Raw genomic sequence first — 17,174 nt, 5'->3', positions numbered from 1 at the left:
GGCCGCATCCTGTCCAAGAAGGGCCCCCACGACCTCGAACTGTTCCGCACCGTCATCACCGTCAACCTGCTCGGCACGTTCAACGTGATGCGCCTCGCCGCCGACGCCATCTCCAAGACCGACACCGTCGACGAATCCGGCCAGCGCGGCGTCGTCATCAACACCGCCTCCGTCGCCGCCTTCGAAGGCCAGATCGGCCAGATCGCCTACTCCGCATCCAAGGGCGGCGTGCACGGCATGACCGTCCCCGCCGCCCGCGACCTCGCCCAGTTCGGCATCCGCGTCAACACCATCGCCCCCGGCATCATCGACACCCCCATGCTCGCCGGCGTCACCGACGAATACCGCAAGGGACTCGAAGCCGGCGTCCCGTTCCCCTCTCGACTCGGACAGCCCGCCGAATACGCACAACTCGCCCAGATGATCGTCGAACACGACTACCTCAACGGTGAGACCATTCGTATGGACGGCGCCCTGCGCATGGCGCCGCGGTAGGCGGCTCCGCCGCCCGTGCGCCTTTTTGGTAGCTGGAGCAACCAGAAAGGCGCACGGGGCGCGAAGCGCCCTTCGCTGGAGGTGAGCATGGGGTTCTACTCGGACCGGATCGTTCCGCGGCTCGTCAATGTCAGTTGCGGGCTGAAATTCACGGAGCCGTCGCGGCGACGCGTCTGCGCCGACCTCCACGGACGCGTGGTGGAGATCGGATTCGGATCGGGCCTGAACATCCCGTTCTATCCGGCCGCCGTCGAGTCGGTGAGCGCCGTCGAACCCGCCGACCTCGGCTGGAAGCTGGCAGGCAAGCGTCTGGCGGTGTCGACGACGCCGGTCGAACGGTCCGGTCTCGACGGTCAGTCACTCCCCTTCCCCGACAACAGTTTCGACACCGCACTGTCCACCTGGACGATGTGCACCATCCCCGACGCCGACGCCGCACTGCGAGAGATCCGACGGGTCCTGAAACCCGGTGGCACACTGCATTTCGTCGAGCACGGCCTCGCGCCGGACGACAACGTCCAGCGTTGGCAGCGGCGGCTCGAACCGATCCAGAAAACCGTCGCCGGTGGTTGCCACCTCACACGCGACATCCCCGCCCTGCTGACGAACGCCGGTTTCGACATCCAGGACCTCGACCGCTTCTACGAAACAGCAACACCGAAAATCGTCGGCGCCTACTCCCTCGGGATCGCGGCTTCGCCACCCGTGCGCGCCTGAGGAGTCCGGGGACTCGTCAACCACTCACGGGGCGCTAGGCTGCTGTCGATTCGCGAACAGACGAGGGGGGCTTCGTGGGAACGTTGAAAGCTGATCTGGAAGAGCTCGAACGGCTGGGGGGCACCTTGCACGGGCTGGCCGACGAGGCGGGCGGTCTGAGAACCGGCCCGGCGGCAGGCCCCTACCTGTCGTCCGCGGGAGCGATGATGGCCTCGGTCATCGAGGCATCGAGCATCTCCGCGGATCTCGTGGATGCAGCGCTCGTCCCGGCGATCAAGGAACGGCTCGGCGAGACCGGGGACGTGATGATCCATGTCGCGCAGGAGTACCGGAACCAGGACGATTCGTCAGCCGACCGGTTCGTCGCCGCGTACACGAACGCCACTGGCGAGTGGAGCGGTGAAGCATGAGCCTCACTCGCACCCAGATCGAGTCCTGGAATCCCGCGACTCTGACCGAGATCGGTGACGCATGGATCGCGCTCGGCACCAAGGTCGAAGATCTCTTCACCCGATACGTCGACGGCGTGACCAGAGTCAACGACGCCTACTGGGAGGGTAAGACCGCCGAAGCCGCCCAGAACCGGGCGAACGCCGACAAGAAGACGGCGCTTGTCGTGGTCGATCAACTGGAAGCACTCGCCAACCGTGCGAAGCAGGGTTTCCACGACGTCGACGCACCCCTGCAGCGTGCGCGGATGGCGATCGTGGCCGCCGAGTCTGCGGGTTTCCGCGTAGCCGACGACCTGACCGTCACCGATCCCGGAACCTCCGATCCCGACAACGATCGCGTGAACGAAATGACGGGGTGGCAACGCGACATCGCCGACGCCGCATCAGCGACGGAAACTGCCGACGCAACCGTCAAGGACGCATTCGCTTCCGCTCGCGACGGGCTGCGGGCAACATTCACCTCCGCCGCGGCGCTGGGCTCCGACCAGGGTGTGTCCGACGGGACGCAACTCGTCTCCGATCCCGCCGGATTGAATCCCGAGCAGATCCAGAGACTGACCGAGGCCGGGGGACTGACTCCCGAACAACTCGACGCCGTGAACTCCGGCAACGCCGCGACGATCCCTGCGTCGCAGATGGAGTACCTGAATCAGGTCAGCCGGTCACTGGACGGAAAGAGTCCACAGGAGATCCAGCAGATCATGGACAAACTACCCCCGGACTCTGCGCGTGCCCTGGCGAACTCGCTCCAGATCGTGTCGAACGACAAGATCACCACCACCGTCAAGGGCGACTCGCAGGTGCCGGCAACTGGTGGCCTGAACCTGCTACCCGACAAGATGGTCGAATCGCTGACCCGGGACGATCTCGTGACCCGAGATTTCAAGATGGTCGGGCCCACCGGTGCATCGAGCGTCGAACTGCACGGAGTCGCCGACAACCAGGCGATCGCCGACATCGTCCAGGCAGGCGATCCGCAATACAAGAGCGGCAGCAGCCTCGATCAGCACCTGCTGGAGGTCGGTCGCCAGTACCTCGACGCCCAGGTCGCGCACGAACAGAACCCGAACCACAAGTTCGAGTACTTCACGGTCGACGGCCGGGGAACCGAGAACACGGCGATCACCGAAGGGATCTTCACCGCCGTCGGCGACGACAAGATCGCCGTCCAGAACGCGGTCACCCAGCCCGACACGGGCCAGAATCTGGTTCGCGACGTCCTCACCCACAACTGGTCCGACAACGGGCAAGCAGCAGCCTCGATGTTCCGGTTCGACGACGCAGAGGCCACCGTCGAGGACCCGAACAACCCGGCGGACGTCGAAGCCGCAACGCGCAGCGGGCAGATCATGTCGGCCGTCGCCGAGAACATGAGTACCGACTGGGACACGCTCCGGGGAATACCCGGCACCGACGGCCAATCCGTCGGAGAGGTCAACCCGGACCTTCTGCGGACCATGTCCCACAGCATGAGTCCGTACATCAGCGACCTCGCAGGCGCCGGCCGACCAAAGACTCCTGGTTTCGACATCGGCACCTGGGCAGACCCCGCCGACAACAACCACTTCGGCGGCTCGTCGAACGTATTCGCCGTGATGAACACCGACCCCGAAGCCGGAACACACTTCACCCAGTCCTCGATGCAGGAAATCCTTGCCGCCGAGGGCCGGTACGCACACGACCCCGCGGCGCCCCTGGCCGGTGGCGACCTCTCCACCGCAGGCCGAATCCACGGCCTCATGGACAGAGGACTGCTTCTCTCGACCGAGGACAGCTACAGCGACAAGGCCGAGCAGGCGCAGGCCATCTACGACCGCAAAGCGGCGGCGTACGGTGCTCTCACCAGCATCGGGTCCGTCGGCCTGGACCGCCTCCCCGGCGGGGAATTCATCAACACCATGATCGACGCGGGCGGCGACCCCCTGAAGGATGCCATCATCGGCAAGGCGCCGGGGCCGGCACCCTCCGTCGCCCTGGAAGCTCCGGACTTCTACCGCGACTACTACAACATTCTCCAAGCGACGCAGGAACTTCCCGCGAGCTTCCGAGGGGATTATCCCTGGGCATTCGACGAATCCGGAAATCTTCTGTCCTGGGACGATGTGCGGTCGAATCCCAACTTGGATCTGCGTTCGAAAGATGGATATCAAGATATGTTCAACAATCTCGGAGACCCGGCTGACGGGAACGGCGAGCGGATCCGAAACGGGTACGACGACGTGGTCCGCAATGACGGGTAATCGCGGGGCACGGATAGTGTGCGCTGCGACGACGACTTTGATGCTCGCATCGGGATGCGGGACTAACTCGCGCAACGAACCACCCGCTGCACCGACCCTGCAGTCCCTGAAAGTGCAGTATTCAAACGTCTGGTCAGCCGATCAGGGAGTCGATTTACTCGGCCGGGGTGCCGAATTGGTGCGCGCGAGTTACGAGGCCGGCGATTACACAGCATTCGTGGGTCTGGAGAACTCGTATCCGGGTTTCGGCAGAGCGGTAGGCGGCGAGGCCCATCACGGTGACCCTGACATCGAGTACTTCATGACTGCACTCGAAGCCGAGAACGATACACAGGCTCCCGGAACCAGCTTCGCGCACATCACTGCGTATGAGACCACCGAGAATTCAGTTGCGGCAACGGTGTGCAATTACTACGTCTTCCCGCAGAACGGTGCGAATATCTCGCTCAATCCGCTCAACATGGCGTTCCGTGTCGAACTGGAGCGAACCGCCGACGACCCCGGGCAGCCGGGTGTTCCCGACACCGATCCTGCCGTGCAGGACCCTCGCGCGCACCGGGTGCCGACGTGGAATGTGTTCGAGGGCTGGAAGATCACCAGGCTCCACTACCTCCGCCGGCTGGACGGTGATGTCATTCCTCAGGGGTGCACGGACTGGTGGCAGCAGCAGTTCCCGACGTTCGCAGCGAATGCGTCCGGCAACCTCGTTCCGCCCCCGGGATTCGAGCCCCCGACGATGCCTGTCGCCGTTCAGTATCCGGAGTGGATCGGGCTCGCGAATGCGGAGTAGGCGGCTTCGCCGCCCGTGCGTGCGAAAGGAGTCCCTGGACTCCCAAACCACTCACGGGCGGCGGCGCCGCACGTCGTCGACGTAGAACAGGATGAGGGCGACGGTGAGGAGGGCGGCGGGGATCCAGGCGGCGGATCCACCGAAGTAGCGGGTTGCGTACGCGCCGAGGACGGCACCGCCGGCGAAGCTACTGATGATCGCGGCGTACACCCGGGTGTGTTGCCGCGATTCGGGGACCTTCTCGATGAATCCGGCGTATGCCGCTTCGGTGAAGCGCATGAGGTTGCCGGTGGTGGCGACGGCGATGTACGACAGCGATCCGATGGTGCGGAACAGGCCGAACTGCATGGCCGCGACGAAGGCGATGGGCACGGTGACGAGCGCGTTGGGGACGTCCGGGGGGACGAACGCGACCGCGACGAGGACGACGATCTGCGCGACCATCGCGATCCGGATCGGGTGGTCGAAGACGCTGTGCGCGAGTTCGCCCTTGAGCAGGTGCGCGAATGCGACGCCGACGATGAACGCGAGGATCGGCCACAGGTGTGCGCGTGCGGCGTGGAAGTGCCGCTCGGACAGGTCGATGGCCATGAGGATGACGTTGCCGGTCTGGGCGTTCGCGAAGACGCCGCCGCGGCTGACGTAGGTGTAGGCGTCGAGGAAGCCGCCTGCGGCGGTGAGGAGCAGCGCGAATCGCAGCGTCGTGGATGTCTTCGGCAAGTCCACCTGACCACCCCTACCGTCTCGGGCCTGCCTTGCAGCCTAGAGGTCGGAGGCGAGCGGGATCTCGTTCTCCGCCCGATCGGACATCCATTCGCGCAGTACTTTCGTGGCGATGACGTCGTCCTCGTTGTATTGCAGGAGTCGTTCGCGCTGGGTGAGGTCGGGTTCGCCGTCGTAGCCGACGGCTTCGCGGTACCAGCTCATGGATGCTTCGCCGCCGGCGTCGGCGTCGCGCCACCGGAATCCGGCGACGGGGGCGATCTTCTTGAGGCCCTTGCCGCCGGGGCAGATGAACTGGTCGCTGACGGCCTGGTAGATGTCGACCCATTGTGGGCTGTCGATGAATTCGCGGATCTCGGCTTCGGTGGGGATTCCGGGTGCTCCGGCGAACCGGCGGGCGGAGTCCAGCAACCATTTGTCCTCGGCGGACCGTGAATAGCAGTAGGCGGCGAAGGTCCTGCCGCTCAGCGCCGCCGCTTCCCGCTCGGCCATCAGCCACGTCCAGAATTCCGCGAACGACCGCGCCTCGTCCTGCGTCGGCACCGGATCCCAGCTGACGAACGGCCGGTACGCGGACACCCCGTCCACGTTGAGCAGCGTCCCCCACAGGTAGGCGCCGTGTTCCTGGTAGCTCTCCATGTCGACGTCGACCTCGACGTCGGCGCGCGTCACCCGGATCTCGGGGAAGCGGCGCACCAGTGGCGCCCCCGCGAGCCAGGCCTTGGCGGTGACGACGGCGTCCTCGAACGCGCCGTGCGGCCAGTCCTCGAGGGGTTCGCGGTCCCACGCCGCGAGGTCGTCGATGGTGTGGCATCCCGCGTCGCGCAGCATGTCGGCCCGCGAACCGGTGGCGACCAGACTCACGTCGTGGGTCTGCGTGAGCTGTTCCTCGCATCCGGGCCACCACGGGCACGAACGGCATTCGCCGACCCGGGACGGCACGGTCGCCGATTCGCCGCGGGCGACGGCGAGCCGGTCGGCGAAGCGTTCGTCGTAGTCGTCGAGGATGGTGGTGAGGTCGTGCACGTAGATGACGTCGGAGCCGTAACCGATTGCACCGGCGACGAGGGCGGGACTCGCCAGCCCGTGCCGCTCGAGCATCCGGTACACCTGCGCGACGCGCATCTGGTCGCGGACCTGGCTGCGGGGCTTCCGCGATGGGTCCTCGCGGGGTTTCCACTCGAACATTCCCGACGTCAGCGCGCCGCGGCCGGGATCGGTGACCTTGTGGTTGACGACGATCACGGGGATGTACCCACCGTGGTCCTCGTCGCGGAGCAGGATCTCGCAGCGCGCCCGCCGGCCGGCGTCGCGGTCGAGTGGGAGCACGGCTCCCCAGATGCGGTCCGCCCCCGCCTCGCAGGCGGCGAGGGTGTCCTCGGCGCGCCGGCGCAGGCTCTGCTCGGTGTCGATCTGCACCCACCGTTCCGGTGCGTGCTCGGTGAGGATCCGGCGGACGTCCTCGCGTTTGGCGGCGGCGGCATCCTGACGCTGGCGGACACCCGGGTCCTCCGGCGCGGCCGCGAGTTGTTCGGGGAACGCCGCGTCGAGGTGCACCCGGTGGCGGCACCGCGTCAGAGCGCTGGCATCGATCACCGTCCCCGGCACCTTTCCGGGAGAGGCGTCGGGTTCTGATTGCTGACCGATATGGGAACACACGATGACGAAGATTATGTGCTCCCCTAGGCTGATCCCGAAGCACCGGATGCAGTTGGTAGCGTGGGCTCCGCTGAAACACCAGGAAAAGGGGTCTTTTCGATGGGGTTGTTGAAGAAACGTAAGTCCCGAGCCACCCGCAAGGCGGAAGCCAAGGCACTCAAGCACAAGGCTGGGGTGGAGGCGAAGCTGAGCGCGAGGAACGAACGGAAACGCGACAAGCAGGCCGCCAAGGCCGGGCGGAAGCTCGAGGCCGCCGAACTGAAGTCGCAGAAGAAGGTCGAAAAGGCTCAGATCGCTGCGTTCAAGGCCCAGGAGAAGGCCGCCGCCCAGAAGGGTTTCACGGTCGCCGCCGTCCGCAAGTACCTCGGTGTCGCTCGACTGCTGACGCCGGTGCTGCTGCCGATCGCCTACCGCGCCGCCACCGTCGTGCGCGGGCAGATCGACGCCCGGCGTGCCGACCGGATGGGCATCGACGTCGACCAGCTCGCCAACTTCACCGGGCACGGCGCCAAGCTCAGCGCCCGCATCGCCGGTGCCGAGAGCTCCACCACGGAGATCCTCGCGCAGAAGCCGGACGACGCGGAGACGCAGAAGTTCGCCGCCGCCATCCGCGAACGCCTCGGCGACCTCAACACCGCCGTCCGCGCGGCCGAGCAGATGCCGCAGGCCCGCCGCAAGGCCGCCCATCACGCCATCTCGTCCGAACTCGACGGAGTCGAAGCGGATCTCCTCGCCCGCCTCGGCGTGCGCTGAACGACCCGACCACCTCGATGTCCCCCGCCCGTCCCGCCGCGACCGCCACCCTTCGGGGGTCGGCGGTCGGTGCGCTCGTCGCCGGTCTCGCGGTCGCGGCGCACGGCATCGGCGGGGGCGGTCTCCCCGAATCCGCGGCTCTGACCCTGCTGCTCGTCACGTGCAGCGGTGTCGGCGCGGTCACCGCACAATTGCCCGCCCGGTTCCAGGGACCGCTCGCGCTCGTGGGGGCCCTCGGCGCCGGCCAGGTGGCCGCGCACTTCGCGCTCACGCTCACCTCGCACGTGCACTCGGCGGTCCCCGCCGTGCCGATGCTCGCCGCGCACGCGGCCGCCACTGTGGTCTGTGCGCTGCTGATCGCGAACGCCGAGCGGCTGTACGGTCCCCTGGTCCACGTCTGGCGGGTGGTTCTGCGCGGTGAACCGCAGCCCGTCTCGGCAGCAAGAACGGCACACGTCCCCGCGCGTCCCGCGAATCCCGTGGACGCCCTGCTGCGCGCGAGCATTTCGCGTCGCGGCCCACCGGTCCCGGTCTGATTCTCACCTTCTCCCTTCAGACCTTCCAAAGGACCTTCGATGAATTCCCTCGTTTCGCGTGCCCTTTTCACGGCCGGTGCGGCCGGTAGCGCCATGCTCCTCGCGGCCGGTGTGGCCGCCGCCCACGTGACCGTCGTCGCCCCCGGCGCCGAGCAGGGCGGCTACTCCGTCCTGACGTTCCGCGTCCCCACCGAGTCCGAGACGGCGTCCACCACCAAGCTGACCGTCACGCTCCCCGACCTGAAGTCGGCCCGCACCACACCGATGCCGGGGTGGACGTCCGTCGTCGAGAAGGACCCGACGTCGCAGGTCGCGAAGTCCGTGACGTGGACCGCCGACCCCGGTGTCGGTGTCGCGCCCGGACAGTTCCAGCAGTTCGAGCTGTCCGCCGGACCGCTGCCGGAGCAGGAAGACGTGTCGTTCCCCGCCGCCCAGACGTACAGCGACGGGGAGGTCGTCAACTGGGATCAGGCGGAAGGCCCCGACGGCGCGGAGCCCGACAAGCCGGCTCCCACGCTCACCCTCGCCGCGGCGAGCGGCGAGGACCACAGCCACGACGCCGGCGGCGCCACGACGTCCGAGGAGACCGAGACGACGGCGTCCGGCACCGACGACACCGCCCGCTGGCTCGGCGGCATCGGCCTGATCCTGGGCGCGCTCGGTGCGGCGCTCGGTCTCGGCGCGATGGTCCGGAGCCGTCGGAAATGAGAAGACACACCACCTTCACGTCGGTGAAGGTGATCGCGGTCGGGCTGCTGACGATGCTCGCGAGCATGCTCGGCGCCGGCACCGCTCTCGCCCATTCCGTCGTGATCAGCTCCACCCCCGAGAACGGCGCGGAGATCGCGTCCGGTCCGGAACGGGTCAGCGTCACGTTCAACGAGGCGCTGCAGGAATCGTTCGCGTCGCTGACCGTGGTGGGTCCCGACGGCAACCTGTGGAACAAGGGCGACCCCGTCGTCGAAGGACCCACGGTCAGTGCCGAACTCGGCGAGCTGGGACCGGCCGGTGTGTACACCGTCGCGTTTCGCGTCACCTCCGCCGACGGGCATCCGGTGAGCGGCACCCGCACATTCACCCTCACCCAGCAGGGGTCGGGCACACCCGGCGCCGCCGCCGACAGCTCCGGTGAATCCGGCAGCGGCGGAGTTCCCCTGTGGCCGTTCATCGTTGCCGGGGTGGTCGTGTTCGGCGGCGGACTGTGGTTCGCCCTCCGCAAGCCGCGCGGCGAGAACTGAGCGCGGTGGGTACGGCGCGACAGTCGTGGCTGCTGTTCGCCGTACCCACGTCGCTCGTCGGGGTCGCGTGCGGTTGGGCGTTGGCGCAACCAGAAGGCCCGTCACCGTCGAGCGCGGTCCGGGCGCTGTGCCTGGTGCTCGGGTCGGCGGTCCTCGGGCTGGCCGCGCTGGGCTGGTGGAGTCGCGCGGACAGCCGTCCCCTCGTGCGGGACGAACGACTGTGGCGGTTGTCGACCGCGATCGCGGGCGCGTGGATGCTCGCCGAGGCCGTGCTGCTGTCGATGACGGCGGCGGAGGCCGACGCCCTGACGTTGTCGCAGTTGTCGGTCGGGCGGTTCGGCGCCTACGTCACCGAGATCAGTGCGGGACGCGTCGACCTCGCCGTTCTCGTGTGCACCGTCGCCGCCACCGTGTGGTCGGCGGTCGCGTTCCGCCGCAGCGACGCCCGGCTCCCCGTCCCGGTGCTGGTCCTCGCGGCGCTCGCCCTGGTGGCCCGGCCGATCACCGGCCACATGTCGCAGCAGGTTCTCGGCTCGGTCCTCGACGTCGTCCACGCGCTGGCCGCCGCCGTGTGGTTCGGGCTCCTCGCGGCGCTCGGCATGATGCTCCGCTCGCGGGGGGACTGGTCGTCGTGGCTGCCGCGGTACTCCGTCGTCGCGTGGCGGTGCGTGTGGCTGCTGACCGCGACCGGGATCGTCGACGCGGCCGTCCGGCTGGGCGGGGTCACTCCCCTGTTCGACACGGGCTACGGCCGCATCGTGCTCGCCAAGGCGGTGGCGTTGGCGGCACTGCTCGGGCTCGGCTGGTGGTGGCGGCGAACGTGGGTCGTCCAGGCCGGCGCGCACCGGATCAGCGCGGAAGGGTCCCTGCGGCGCGCGATCCTCGAGGTGGTGGTGATGGCCGTTCCGTTCGGCCTCGCCGCCGCGCTGGCCACCACGGCCTGACCCGTGAGTACTTCTTAACGTCGGGCGGTTGATAAGTACTCACGGGCGCAGCAGCAGCTTCCCGCGGCTCCCGCCCCTCTCGCCGGCCCGCTGGGCGTCGGCGGCGTCGGTGAGCGGGAAGGTGCGGGCGGCCGGGAGGGTCACGTTTCCGGCGACGGCGAGGGTGCTGAGCCGACGGAGGGTTTCCGCGCTCCGGTCGCCGGCGTTGCCGGAGGAGAACGTGATTCCGAGACCGAACGCGGCACCGTCGGACAGCGTGACGATCCGGTCGGTGCCCCCGCGCAGGTCCACCGCGGCGTCGAGCCCGCCGAAGCCGAGGTCGAGGACGGCGTCGACGCCGTTCGGGGCGAGTTCACGCACCCGGTCCGCCATTCCCTCGCCGTACGTCGTGGGGGTCACGCCCAGCTCCCGCAGCGCGTCGTGGTGCTTTTCGCTGGCGGTGCCGATCACGGTGACGCCGGTGTCCGCCGCCAGTTGCGCCGCAATGGTTCCCACCGCACCCGAAGCACCGTTCACCAGCAGCGTCTCCCCGGACTTCAGCCGCAGGAACCGCAGCCCGCGATCCGCGGCCTCGCCGGCCACGGGGATGGTGGCCGCATCCGTCCAGCTCAGCCCTTTCGGTTTCGGCACGACGATCGAGGCGAGCGCGTATTCGGCGTAGCCACCGGTGTCGGACCAGCCGAACACCTCGTCGCCCACCAGCACACCGGTCGCGTCCGGCCCGACCGCGTCGACGACGCCGGCGACCTCGCTGCCGGGGATCTTCGGGAACTGCACGGACATCACCTCGGCCATCGACCCCGACCGCAGCTTCCAGTCGATGGGGTTCACGCCGGCGGCCCGGATGTCGAGGCGCACCTGGTTGCCGGTGGGCTCGGGCACCGGCACGTCGTGGATCTCGAGCACCTCGGGACCGCCGTAGGACGAGTAGGAGACTGCCTTCATGGTCTGGTTCGAATTCGTCATGCCCTCAATCTCGTCCTCGGCGGTCCGTCGCGCCAGGAGTTCGGCTGGTTGATCCTCACAGGGCGGCGGCGGCCTTCTTCAGGTCGGCGACGAGGGCGTCGAAGGCGTCGTCCCGTTTGTCCGACGGTCCGCGGAGCACGGCGGACGGGTGGATGGTGGCGAAGACGTCCGGGTGTGCGTCAACTTCCACTTCGCCGTCGAGGTGCAGCAACTCCCCGCGGTGTTCGGTGAGGCGGAACGACGGTCCGAGCAGCGCCTGCGCGGCGGTGGCGCCGAGGCACACGAGGACGTCGGGTTGCACGGCCGCCAGTTCGGCTATCAGCCACGGTCTGCACGCGACGATCTCGGTGCGGTTGGGCTTCTTGTGGATTCGGCGTTTGCCGCGTTCGGCGGGGACGAATTTGAAGTGCTTGACCGCATTGGTGACGTAGGTGAGGTCGCGGTCGATGTCCGCCGCGTCGAGTGCCTTGTTCAGGAGTTTCCCCGCCGGACCGACGAACGGTTGTCCGGCGCGGTCTTCCTGATCGCCGGGCTGTTCGCCGACGAGCATCATCCGCGCGGATCGTGTACCTGCGCCGAAGACGGTCTGCCCGGCGTCGCGGTACAGGTCGCAGCCGCGGCACCCCTGCGCCGCTTGGGACAGCGTGTCGAGGTCGACGGCGTCCGGAACGAACGGTGCGGCCGAGGGTTTGGAGGCTCGGGACATGGGGGCCGAGTACCCGTCGGGCGCGACTTCATTCCCACAACCCTGTCAATTAGTTTAGCGCTAAGATATAATGGCCGGAGAAGCCCACCGAGAAAGCGAGCCTCCATGTCCCTCACCGAAGTCACCGCCCACCACCCCTACAGCCCGGCCGTGGTCGCGGGCGGACTGGCGTTCGTCTCCGGCGCGCTGTCCGTCGATGCCGAGGGCACCGCCGTCCCCGGCCGCACCGAGGCGCTCGACGCCGCCGTCGACCGCATGGTCGATCGCCTCGCCACCGTCGGCGGGCAGCTGCAGGACGTCGTCAAGCTCACCTACTACGTCACCGACCTGTCGCTGCGCGAGGAGGCGAACCGCCAGTTCGAGCGCATCTTCGACGAGCCGCGTCCCGCGCGCACGTTCCTCGAGGTGAGCAGCCTCCCCTACGGTGCCATCGCCGAGATCGACGCAGTCGCGGCGGTCGCGGGTCACTGACGGCACCGACGCCCAGCCGCGCCGCGGGTCCCCGTTCCGAGCAATCGGCGGGGACCCGCGGCGCGTCGCCGTCACCTATGCTCGTTTCGATATCTTGGTACTAAACAGATGAGACCCTCGAGAATTCAGGAGGTGCGCCCGGTGACGCAACGCCCCGTTCCAGCTCGCGATGCCGTCGACGACATCGTCGACCAGTGGGCCCACCAGTGGCCCGAACTGGATGTGAGTCCGCTGAAAGTGCTGGGCCGCCTGCACCGTTCGTATCTGCGCTACCAGTCGTCCCTCGCCGCGGTGTTCGAGGAGCACGGCATCAATATGGCGTCGTTCGACGTCATGGCCGCCCTCCGACGTTCGGGTCCGCCGTACCGGATGACGTCCGGACAGTTGGCGGAGTCCGCGCTCGTCACCACCGGGGGCGTCACGCTGCGCGTCGACCGCCTCGAGAAGGCTGGCCTCGTGCAGCGGGAGCGCGACGCCGAGGACCGTCGCATCGTGCACGCGCAACTCACCGACGAGGGCCTGCGGGTGATCAACAAGGTCGCGGAGGCCCACTTCGCCAACGAGTCCCAGATCCTCAGCGGGATGTCGAAGGACGATCAGGCGTCACTGGCGGAATTGCTCCGCAAGCTCGAGCACTCGATCGTCGAGAACCAGGACCCCACCGCCTGAGCCGGTAACTCAACTGGCCGCGCGGGACGTCAGATCGGCGACCTCACCGAATCCGATGAATCGTTCGGAGGCCGCCGTCATCTCCACGATGAACCGCCGCTGTTCGTCCGGCGACGCATCGATCAGGCGCGCCGCACCCGTCCACTGCGCCTCGGACAGCTTCCGGGCGAGTTGGGCGGGTTCGGCGCACGGCGTCGCGATGCCGGCCTGGTTGAGTCGTTCGATGAACCGGATGTACCGGCCGAGAATCCGGTTGTGCGCCGCTTCGAGTTGTTCACCGATCACGGGGTCGACGGCCGCGCGGTCCTCGATCATCGTGAACAGTCGGCCGCTGCTGTAGACGGTCTCGATGAACGCGGCGGTGGCGGCGCGCAGGATGCTGCGCGGGTCCGCGTCCGGCGGGACCGGAATCCGCTGAGCCTCGACGAACGTGTCGAACACCTCCGCGGCGACGGCACGGAAGGCGTCGTCGCGGGACGCGAACCGGGCGCGGAATTCGGCCTCGGACACTCCGGCGGCAGCGGCGATGACCGCCTCGGTGGTGCGCTCGTATCCCAGTTCGGCGAAGCACCGCCCCGCCGCTTCGACCAGCGCGGGCCGACCCCGATCGTCACCGTTCGTAAGCACCGCTCGCGCCTCCTCGCACCCGGCCGGCGCCCGACGTGTCGGCCGTCACACATTCTTAGTTGACATTTCACTCGAGTCAACCCGCGCGACCTTACGCCTCCTGGAGCGCCTTCGCCTGGGCCTCGGCCTGCGCCCGGTAGAGCCTGCGGAGCCGGATGACGCCGAGGTCGTGCTGGTACAGGTTCTCCGCCTGGTCCGCGTCGAATGCCATCGCCTCGAGCATGGTGCGGTCCTGCTCGAGCACCACCCAGTGCCGTTCCTCGAGCTTGGTGCGGTACAGGAACCGCCAGACGTCGCGCTCCCAGCCCTCGACGCGGCGGTAGCGCCAGAAGAACACGGCGGTGGTCTCGGCGTCGATCGGCGTTCCCATGCCGACGATGCCGAACGATCCGCCCGGGCCCGCGGTCGGCGGGTACGGGATCTCGAGATCCACCCAGTCGATGCCGGTCCGGCAGAATTCGACCCAGTCGAAGTTCACGCCCCGCTGGTCGGTCTTCTCGAAGAAGAACCCGCGGTCGGTCTCGCGGATCCGGAACTTCGCGGACGTCTCCCCGCCGAACATCGAATGCGATTCCCGGTGCAGGAACGCCCCGTGCATCGGGTCGAGCAGGTTCTCCAGCGTGAACCGCCACGGCGCCTTCCACTCCGCGTAGCAGAGGAAGTGCGAGATGCCGTCGTCGGTGAGGCGCTCGGGCAGTTCGAGGGGTGCGGGTTCGGCGTCGGGGTCGGTGCCGAACCAGGCGAGCACGGCGCCGGCCACTTCCCGCACGGGGAGACTGGTCACCAGCCGCTTGCCTTCGAGGTTGCACCCGGGCATTCCGGGGACGGAGACGACGGTGCCGTCGCCGTCGACCTGCACACCGTGATACTGGCAGGCGACGCGGTCGCCGAGGTGCTGCCCCTGCGACAGCGGGGCGCCGCGGTGCGGGCAGCGGTCGGCGAGCATGCGGAGGGTGCCGTCGGACTGACGGAACAGCAGCCAGTCCTCGCCGAGGCGGCGGATCTTCTTCATGTCGCCGCGCGCGACGAAGTCGGACGGGCACACCGCGTGCCACTGGTCGCGCATCCCGGTCGCGAAGATCTCGTCGCCGGTCAGCGCCGCCTTGTGCAGTCGGTTCACCATGGTCAGGCCCCCATCCGTCGGATCTCGTCCGTGAAAGTGTCGGTGGTCCAGGCGTCGCCGCCGGGACTGTGGATGCCGAGGGCGTTCAGCCCCTTCACCAGGCCCTCGAGGTGGTGCACCCCGGTGCCGAAGACCTCTTCGATCGCCCCGGCCAATTTCCGTTCGTACGGGGTGGGCGCCGTGCCGGACTGGCGTGGTTGCAGATACAGGCTCATGGTTCTTCCCTTCTAGAGATCCAGCACGAGCTCGTCGGAGCGGGCGCGGGAAACGCAGATCATGATGGTGGTGCCGGACTCCTGCTCGGAGGTGGAGAGCAGGGAGTCGCGGTGGTCGGGGGTGCCGGCGAGCACGCGGGTTTCGCAGGTTCCGCAGATGCCTTCGCGGCAGGAGTTGGGGACGTCGACGCCGGATTCCTCGAGGGTTTCGAGGATGGTCCGGTCGGGCGCGACGGTGGCCGAGATGCCGGATCGTTCGCAGATCACGCGGACTGGACGGTCGCCCGCGAGGGTGTCGGCGGGGATCTCCTTGGCCTTGAACCGTTCGAGCCGGATCGCGCCGTCCGGCCAGGAGCCGGCGAATCCCTCGACCGCGCCGAGCAGACCCTCGGGACCGCAGGCGTAGACGAGGGTCTCCTCGCGGGCGGTGCCGAGGATGCCGCCGAGGTCGAGGATGCCGTCGGCCTCCTCGGTGACGACGTGGACGCGGTCGCCGTACGGGGACAGCTCGTCGAGGAACGCCATCGACGTGCGGGCGCGGCCGCCGTAGTGCAGTTCCCACTCGGCGCCCATGCGTTCGGCCTCGCCGATCATCGCGAGGATCGGCGTGATGCCGATGCCGCCCGCGATGAACACGTAGCGCGGTGACGGCAGGAGTTCGAAGTTGTTGCGGGGCGCGCTCACCGACAGGCTGTCGCCGGGCCGCAGCGTCTCGTGGACGTGCCGGGAACCGCCGCGGCCGCTCACCTCGTGGAGGATCGCGACGCGGTACCCGGTCTTGTCGTCAGGGTCTCCGCAGAGGGAGTACTGCCGGACGATCCCGCGGTTCAGGTGCAGGTCCAGGTGGGCGCCGGGCGTCCACCGGTCGACCGCGCCGCCGTCCTGCCGTTCGAGACGGAGCGAGACGACGCCCGAGGACTCGACCCGCATCTGACGCACCATCATGGGGACGGTGTCTGCGTCTGTTGTCATCGCTCACTCCCAAGCTCGACCCGAAGGCGTAGTTCCTTAGTGCTCAATAATTTAGCACTAAGATGTATTCTGCGCCACAGTCGAGGGGAAATTCGCGGGGCAATTATTCGGCTTCGCAGTACCGCGCGGTCTCGGCCGCCATCCGCTCCTCGTACGCCTGCGCGAGGTCACGCAGACTCCGCGCACAATCACCGGCGAACACCGGCGCGTGCATCGGCGCCAGCAGCAGCGGTTCCAGATCGGCGAGCGCCCGGATCGTGGGCCCGAGCGCCGGCGTCAGGCACGTCGCGCTTCCCATGTCCTCGGCCGCGATGGCCGGTCCGACGATCTCTTCCTCGGTGATCGCAGGGTGATGGCCGAACGCGGTGAACAGGTCGCCGCTGAACAGCGTCTGCGTCGTCTCCTCGAATATCAGCCCGGCGTCCCACCCGTGCGGAACGTGCGGGGTGTCGAGGTGACGGACCCGCCTGGTGCCGGTCTCCAGCACGTCGCCGTACTGCAGGGGACGCGGCGCGCGATCGGCCAGGTCGTTGACCTGCACGAAACACCCCATCGCCCCGTGCGCGACCTCCGCGTTCGGCGCGGCCGCCAGCCACGAGTTCATCGCGCCGCACTCGTCGGCCTCGACGTGCCCGAACGTGATCCACCGCAGCCGGTCGAGGGGAATCAGCCGGCCGACCGCCTCGGACACGGCCGGGAACAGCGCGCGTTGACCGGTGTGGAACAGCAGCGGTTCCTCACCGTCGACGACGAACTGGTTCATGATCAGGTTCGGCTCGTCCAGATACGTGGACAGCCGGTAGATGTCGGGAGCGATCTCGGTAATCGTGGTGTCCATCCCTGGCTCCGATCACGTCGCGGTCTCGTGACGTCAAGCT

At 68.2% G+C, this 17,174-nt stretch carries 21 protein-coding genes; 12 read left to right on the top strand and 9 right to left on the bottom strand.

Translation table 11 applies throughout. From position 1 onward, the window contains the following. The 5 genes from MLGJGCBP_RS27840 to MLGJGCBP_RS27820 all read left to right on the top strand — a co-directional run. A partial coding sequence (locus MLGJGCBP_RS27840) for an SDR family NAD(P)-dependent oxidoreductase (RefSeq protein WP_160099534.1) occupies positions 1-495 on the top strand: 495 nt, incomplete at its 5' end. A gap of 87 nt (positions 496-582) precedes the next feature. Further along, positions 583-1,212, top strand: coding sequence for a class I SAM-dependent methyltransferase (locus MLGJGCBP_RS27835; protein WP_160099532.1), 630 nt, complete (start codon positions 583-585; stop codon positions 1,210-1,212). A gap of 74 nt (positions 1,213-1,286) precedes the next feature. Next, positions 1,287-1,622, top strand: coding sequence for a hypothetical protein (locus tag MLGJGCBP_RS27830; protein ID WP_160099530.1), 336 nt, complete (start codon positions 1,287-1,289; stop codon positions 1,620-1,622). Then, entirely contained in the window at positions 1,619-3,904 is a 2,286-nt protein-coding gene (locus MLGJGCBP_RS27825; protein ID WP_160099528.1) for a TPR repeat region-containing protein, read from the top strand. Before MLGJGCBP_RS27830 ends, MLGJGCBP_RS27825 begins: the two co-directional genes overlap by 4 nt. A gap of 301 nt (positions 3,905-4,205) precedes the next feature. Continuing rightward, on the top strand, positions 4,206-4,694 hold the full coding sequence (locus MLGJGCBP_RS27820) for a hypothetical protein (RefSeq protein ID WP_160099526.1): 489 nt from the start codon (positions 4,206-4,208) through the stop codon (positions 4,692-4,694). A gap of 51 nt (positions 4,695-4,745) precedes the next feature. Here the strand turns inward: MLGJGCBP_RS27820 and MLGJGCBP_RS27815 are convergent, their stop codons facing one another. Next, on the bottom strand, positions 4,746-5,420 hold the full coding sequence (locus MLGJGCBP_RS27815) for a YoaK family protein (protein ID WP_087561942.1): 675 nt from the start codon (positions 5,418-5,420) through the stop codon (positions 4,746-4,748). 36 nt (positions 5,421-5,456) lie between these two features. Further along, positions 5,457-7,013, bottom strand: coding sequence for a TM0106 family RecB-like putative nuclease (locus tag MLGJGCBP_RS27810; protein WP_160099524.1), 1,557 nt, complete (start codon positions 7,011-7,013; stop codon positions 5,457-5,459). Positions 7,014-7,175: 162 nt separating this feature from the next. Between MLGJGCBP_RS27810 and MLGJGCBP_RS27805 the strand changes: the two genes are divergently transcribed. From MLGJGCBP_RS27805 to MLGJGCBP_RS27785, 5 genes are read left to right on the top strand one after another with little or no spacing between them, the layout of a single operon-like run. Next, a complete protein-coding gene (locus tag MLGJGCBP_RS27805) occupies positions 7,176-7,829 on the top strand; it encodes a DUF6474 family protein (protein WP_087561940.1) in 654 nt (217 codons plus the stop codon). Between the two features lie 17 nt (positions 7,830-7,846). Continuing rightward, positions 7,847-8,365 carry a hypothetical protein gene (locus tag MLGJGCBP_RS27800; RefSeq protein WP_160099522.1) on the top strand — a complete coding sequence of 173 codons (519 nt, stop codon included), beginning with the start codon at positions 7,847-7,849 and terminating at the stop codon, positions 8,363-8,365. Between the two features lie 39 nt (positions 8,366-8,404). Beyond that, complete coding sequence (locus tag MLGJGCBP_RS27795; RefSeq protein ID WP_087561939.1) at positions 8,405-9,073, top strand: YcnI family copper-binding membrane protein; 669 nt, start codon at positions 8,405-8,407, stop codon at positions 9,071-9,073. Further along, positions 9,070-9,603 (top strand): copper resistance CopC family protein, encoded by a 534-nt coding sequence (locus tag MLGJGCBP_RS27790; protein ID WP_160099520.1) that lies wholly within the window; start codon positions 9,070-9,072, stop codon positions 9,601-9,603. The genes MLGJGCBP_RS27795 and MLGJGCBP_RS27790 overlap by 4 nt, the downstream gene beginning before the upstream one ends. A gap of 5 nt (positions 9,604-9,608) precedes the next feature. Continuing rightward, positions 9,609-10,547 (top strand): CopD family protein, encoded by a 939-nt coding sequence (locus MLGJGCBP_RS27785; RefSeq protein ID WP_160099518.1) that lies wholly within the window; start codon positions 9,609-9,611, stop codon positions 10,545-10,547. A 39-nt stretch (positions 10,548-10,586) separates the two neighbouring features. Here the strand turns inward: MLGJGCBP_RS27785 and MLGJGCBP_RS27780 are convergent, their stop codons facing one another. Further along, a complete protein-coding gene (locus MLGJGCBP_RS27780; RefSeq protein WP_160099516.1) occupies positions 10,587-11,513 on the bottom strand; it encodes an NADP-dependent oxidoreductase in 927 nt (308 codons plus the stop codon). 55 nt (positions 11,514-11,568) lie between these two features. Continuing rightward, positions 11,569-12,219, bottom strand: a complete 651-nt coding sequence (locus MLGJGCBP_RS27775; protein WP_160099514.1) for a UdgX family uracil-DNA binding protein — start codon at positions 12,217-12,219, stop codon at positions 11,569-11,571. 105 nt (positions 12,220-12,324) lie between these two features. On the opposite strand from MLGJGCBP_RS27775, the gene MLGJGCBP_RS27770 reads away from it, so the two are divergent. Both MLGJGCBP_RS27770 and MLGJGCBP_RS27765 read left to right on the top strand, forming a co-directional pair. After that, a complete protein-coding gene (locus tag MLGJGCBP_RS27770) occupies positions 12,325-12,690 on the top strand; it encodes a RidA family protein (protein ID WP_072949157.1) in 366 nt (121 codons plus the stop codon). Positions 12,691-12,798: 108 nt separating this feature from the next. Continuing rightward, complete coding sequence (locus tag MLGJGCBP_RS27765) at positions 12,799-13,359, top strand: MarR family winged helix-turn-helix transcriptional regulator (protein ID WP_201453217.1); 561 nt, start codon at positions 12,799-12,801, stop codon at positions 13,357-13,359. A 9-nt stretch (positions 13,360-13,368) separates the two neighbouring features. On the opposite strand, the gene MLGJGCBP_RS27760 is transcribed toward MLGJGCBP_RS27765, so the two are convergent. The 5 genes from MLGJGCBP_RS27760 to MLGJGCBP_RS27740 all read right to left on the bottom strand — a co-directional run bounded on the left by MLGJGCBP_RS27760 (position 13,369) and on the right by MLGJGCBP_RS27740 (position 17,134). Then, a complete protein-coding gene (locus tag MLGJGCBP_RS27760; RefSeq protein ID WP_087561933.1) occupies positions 13,369-13,986 on the bottom strand; it encodes a TetR/AcrR family transcriptional regulator in 618 nt (205 codons plus the stop codon). A gap of 91 nt (positions 13,987-14,077) precedes the next feature. Continuing rightward, the gene (locus tag MLGJGCBP_RS27755; RefSeq protein WP_087561932.1) at positions 14,078-15,109 is read right to left on the bottom strand and encodes an aromatic ring-hydroxylating oxygenase subunit alpha; all 1,032 of its coding nucleotides are present in this window, start codon (positions 15,107-15,109) and stop codon (positions 14,078-14,080) included. A gap of 2 nt (positions 15,110-15,111) precedes the next feature. Then, the gene (locus MLGJGCBP_RS27750) at positions 15,112-15,324 is read right to left on the bottom strand and encodes a recombinase-like helix-turn-helix domain-containing protein (RefSeq protein WP_005248918.1); all 213 of its coding nucleotides are present in this window, start codon (positions 15,322-15,324) and stop codon (positions 15,112-15,114) included. A gap of 12 nt (positions 15,325-15,336) precedes the next feature. Then, positions 15,337-16,296 carry a PDR/VanB family oxidoreductase gene (locus MLGJGCBP_RS27745; protein ID WP_201453216.1) on the bottom strand — a complete coding sequence of 320 codons (960 nt, stop codon included), beginning with the start codon at positions 16,294-16,296 and terminating at the stop codon, positions 15,337-15,339. Positions 16,297-16,399: 103 nt separating this feature from the next. Beyond that, the gene (locus tag MLGJGCBP_RS27740) at positions 16,400-17,134 is read right to left on the bottom strand and encodes an MBL fold metallo-hydrolase (RefSeq protein WP_160099510.1); all 735 of its coding nucleotides are present in this window, start codon (positions 17,132-17,134) and stop codon (positions 16,400-16,402) included. Positions 17,135-17,174: the final 40 nt, after the last annotated feature.

Origin of the sequence: Rhodococcus sp. T7, assembly GCF_009872365.1 — a bacterium.
Taxonomy (GTDB): domain Bacteria; phylum Actinomycetota; class Actinomycetes; order Mycobacteriales; family Mycobacteriaceae; genus Rhodococcus_F.
The sequence above is the reverse complement of the archived record's forward strand: the minus strand, read 5'-3'. Positions and strand labels throughout refer to the sequence as shown.

What these genes read in the sequence shown, in the direction of transcription:
- MLGJGCBP_RS27770 (WP_072949157.1), top strand. Translation starts at nt 12,325, where the DNA reads ATGTCCCTCACCGAAGTCACCGCCCACCACCCCTACAGCCCGGCCGTG.
- MLGJGCBP_RS27825 (WP_160099528.1), top strand. Translation starts at nt 1,619, where the DNA reads ATGAGCCTCACTCGCACCCAGATCGAGTCCTGGAATCCCGCGACTCTG.
- MLGJGCBP_RS27800 (WP_160099522.1), top strand. Translation starts at nt 7,847, where the DNA reads ATGTCCCCCGCCCGTCCCGCCGCGACCGCCACCCTTCGGGGGTCGGCG.
- MLGJGCBP_RS27750 (WP_005248918.1), bottom strand. Translation starts at nt 15,324, where the DNA reads ATGAGCCTGTATCTGCAACCACGCCAGTCCGGCACGGCGCCCACCCCG.
- MLGJGCBP_RS27795 (WP_087561939.1), top strand. Translation starts at nt 8,405, where the DNA reads ATGAATTCCCTCGTTTCGCGTGCCCTTTTCACGGCCGGTGCGGCCGGT.
- MLGJGCBP_RS27765 (WP_201453217.1), top strand. Translation starts at nt 12,799, where the DNA reads ATGAGACCCTCGAGAATTCAGGAGGTGCGCCCGGTGACGCAACGCCCC.
- MLGJGCBP_RS27790 (WP_160099520.1), top strand. Translation starts at nt 9,070, where the DNA reads ATGAGAAGACACACCACCTTCACGTCGGTGAAGGTGATCGCGGTCGGG.
- MLGJGCBP_RS27780 (WP_160099516.1), bottom strand. Translation starts at nt 11,513, where the DNA reads ATGACGAATTCGAACCAGACCATGAAGGCAGTCTCCTACTCGTCCTAC.
- MLGJGCBP_RS27775 (WP_160099514.1), bottom strand. Translation starts at nt 12,219, where the DNA reads ATGTCCCGAGCCTCCAAACCCTCGGCCGCACCGTTCGTTCCGGACGCC.
- MLGJGCBP_RS27835 (WP_160099532.1), top strand. Translation starts at nt 583, where the DNA reads ATGGGGTTCTACTCGGACCGGATCGTTCCGCGGCTCGTCAATGTCAGT.
- MLGJGCBP_RS27820 (WP_160099526.1), top strand. Translation starts at nt 4,206, where the DNA reads ATGACTGCACTCGAAGCCGAGAACGATACACAGGCTCCCGGAACCAGC.
- MLGJGCBP_RS27745 (WP_201453216.1), bottom strand. Translation starts at nt 16,296, where the DNA reads ATGACAACAGACGCAGACACCGTCCCCATGATGGTGCGTCAGATGCGG.
- MLGJGCBP_RS27805 (WP_087561940.1), top strand. Translation starts at nt 7,176, where the DNA reads ATGGGGTTGTTGAAGAAACGTAAGTCCCGAGCCACCCGCAAGGCGGAA.
- MLGJGCBP_RS27755 (WP_087561932.1), bottom strand. Translation starts at nt 15,109, where the DNA reads ATGGTGAACCGACTGCACAAGGCGGCGCTGACCGGCGACGAGATCTTC.
- MLGJGCBP_RS27740 (WP_160099510.1), bottom strand. Translation starts at nt 17,134, where the DNA reads ATGGACACCACGATTACCGAGATCGCTCCCGACATCTACCGGCTGTCC.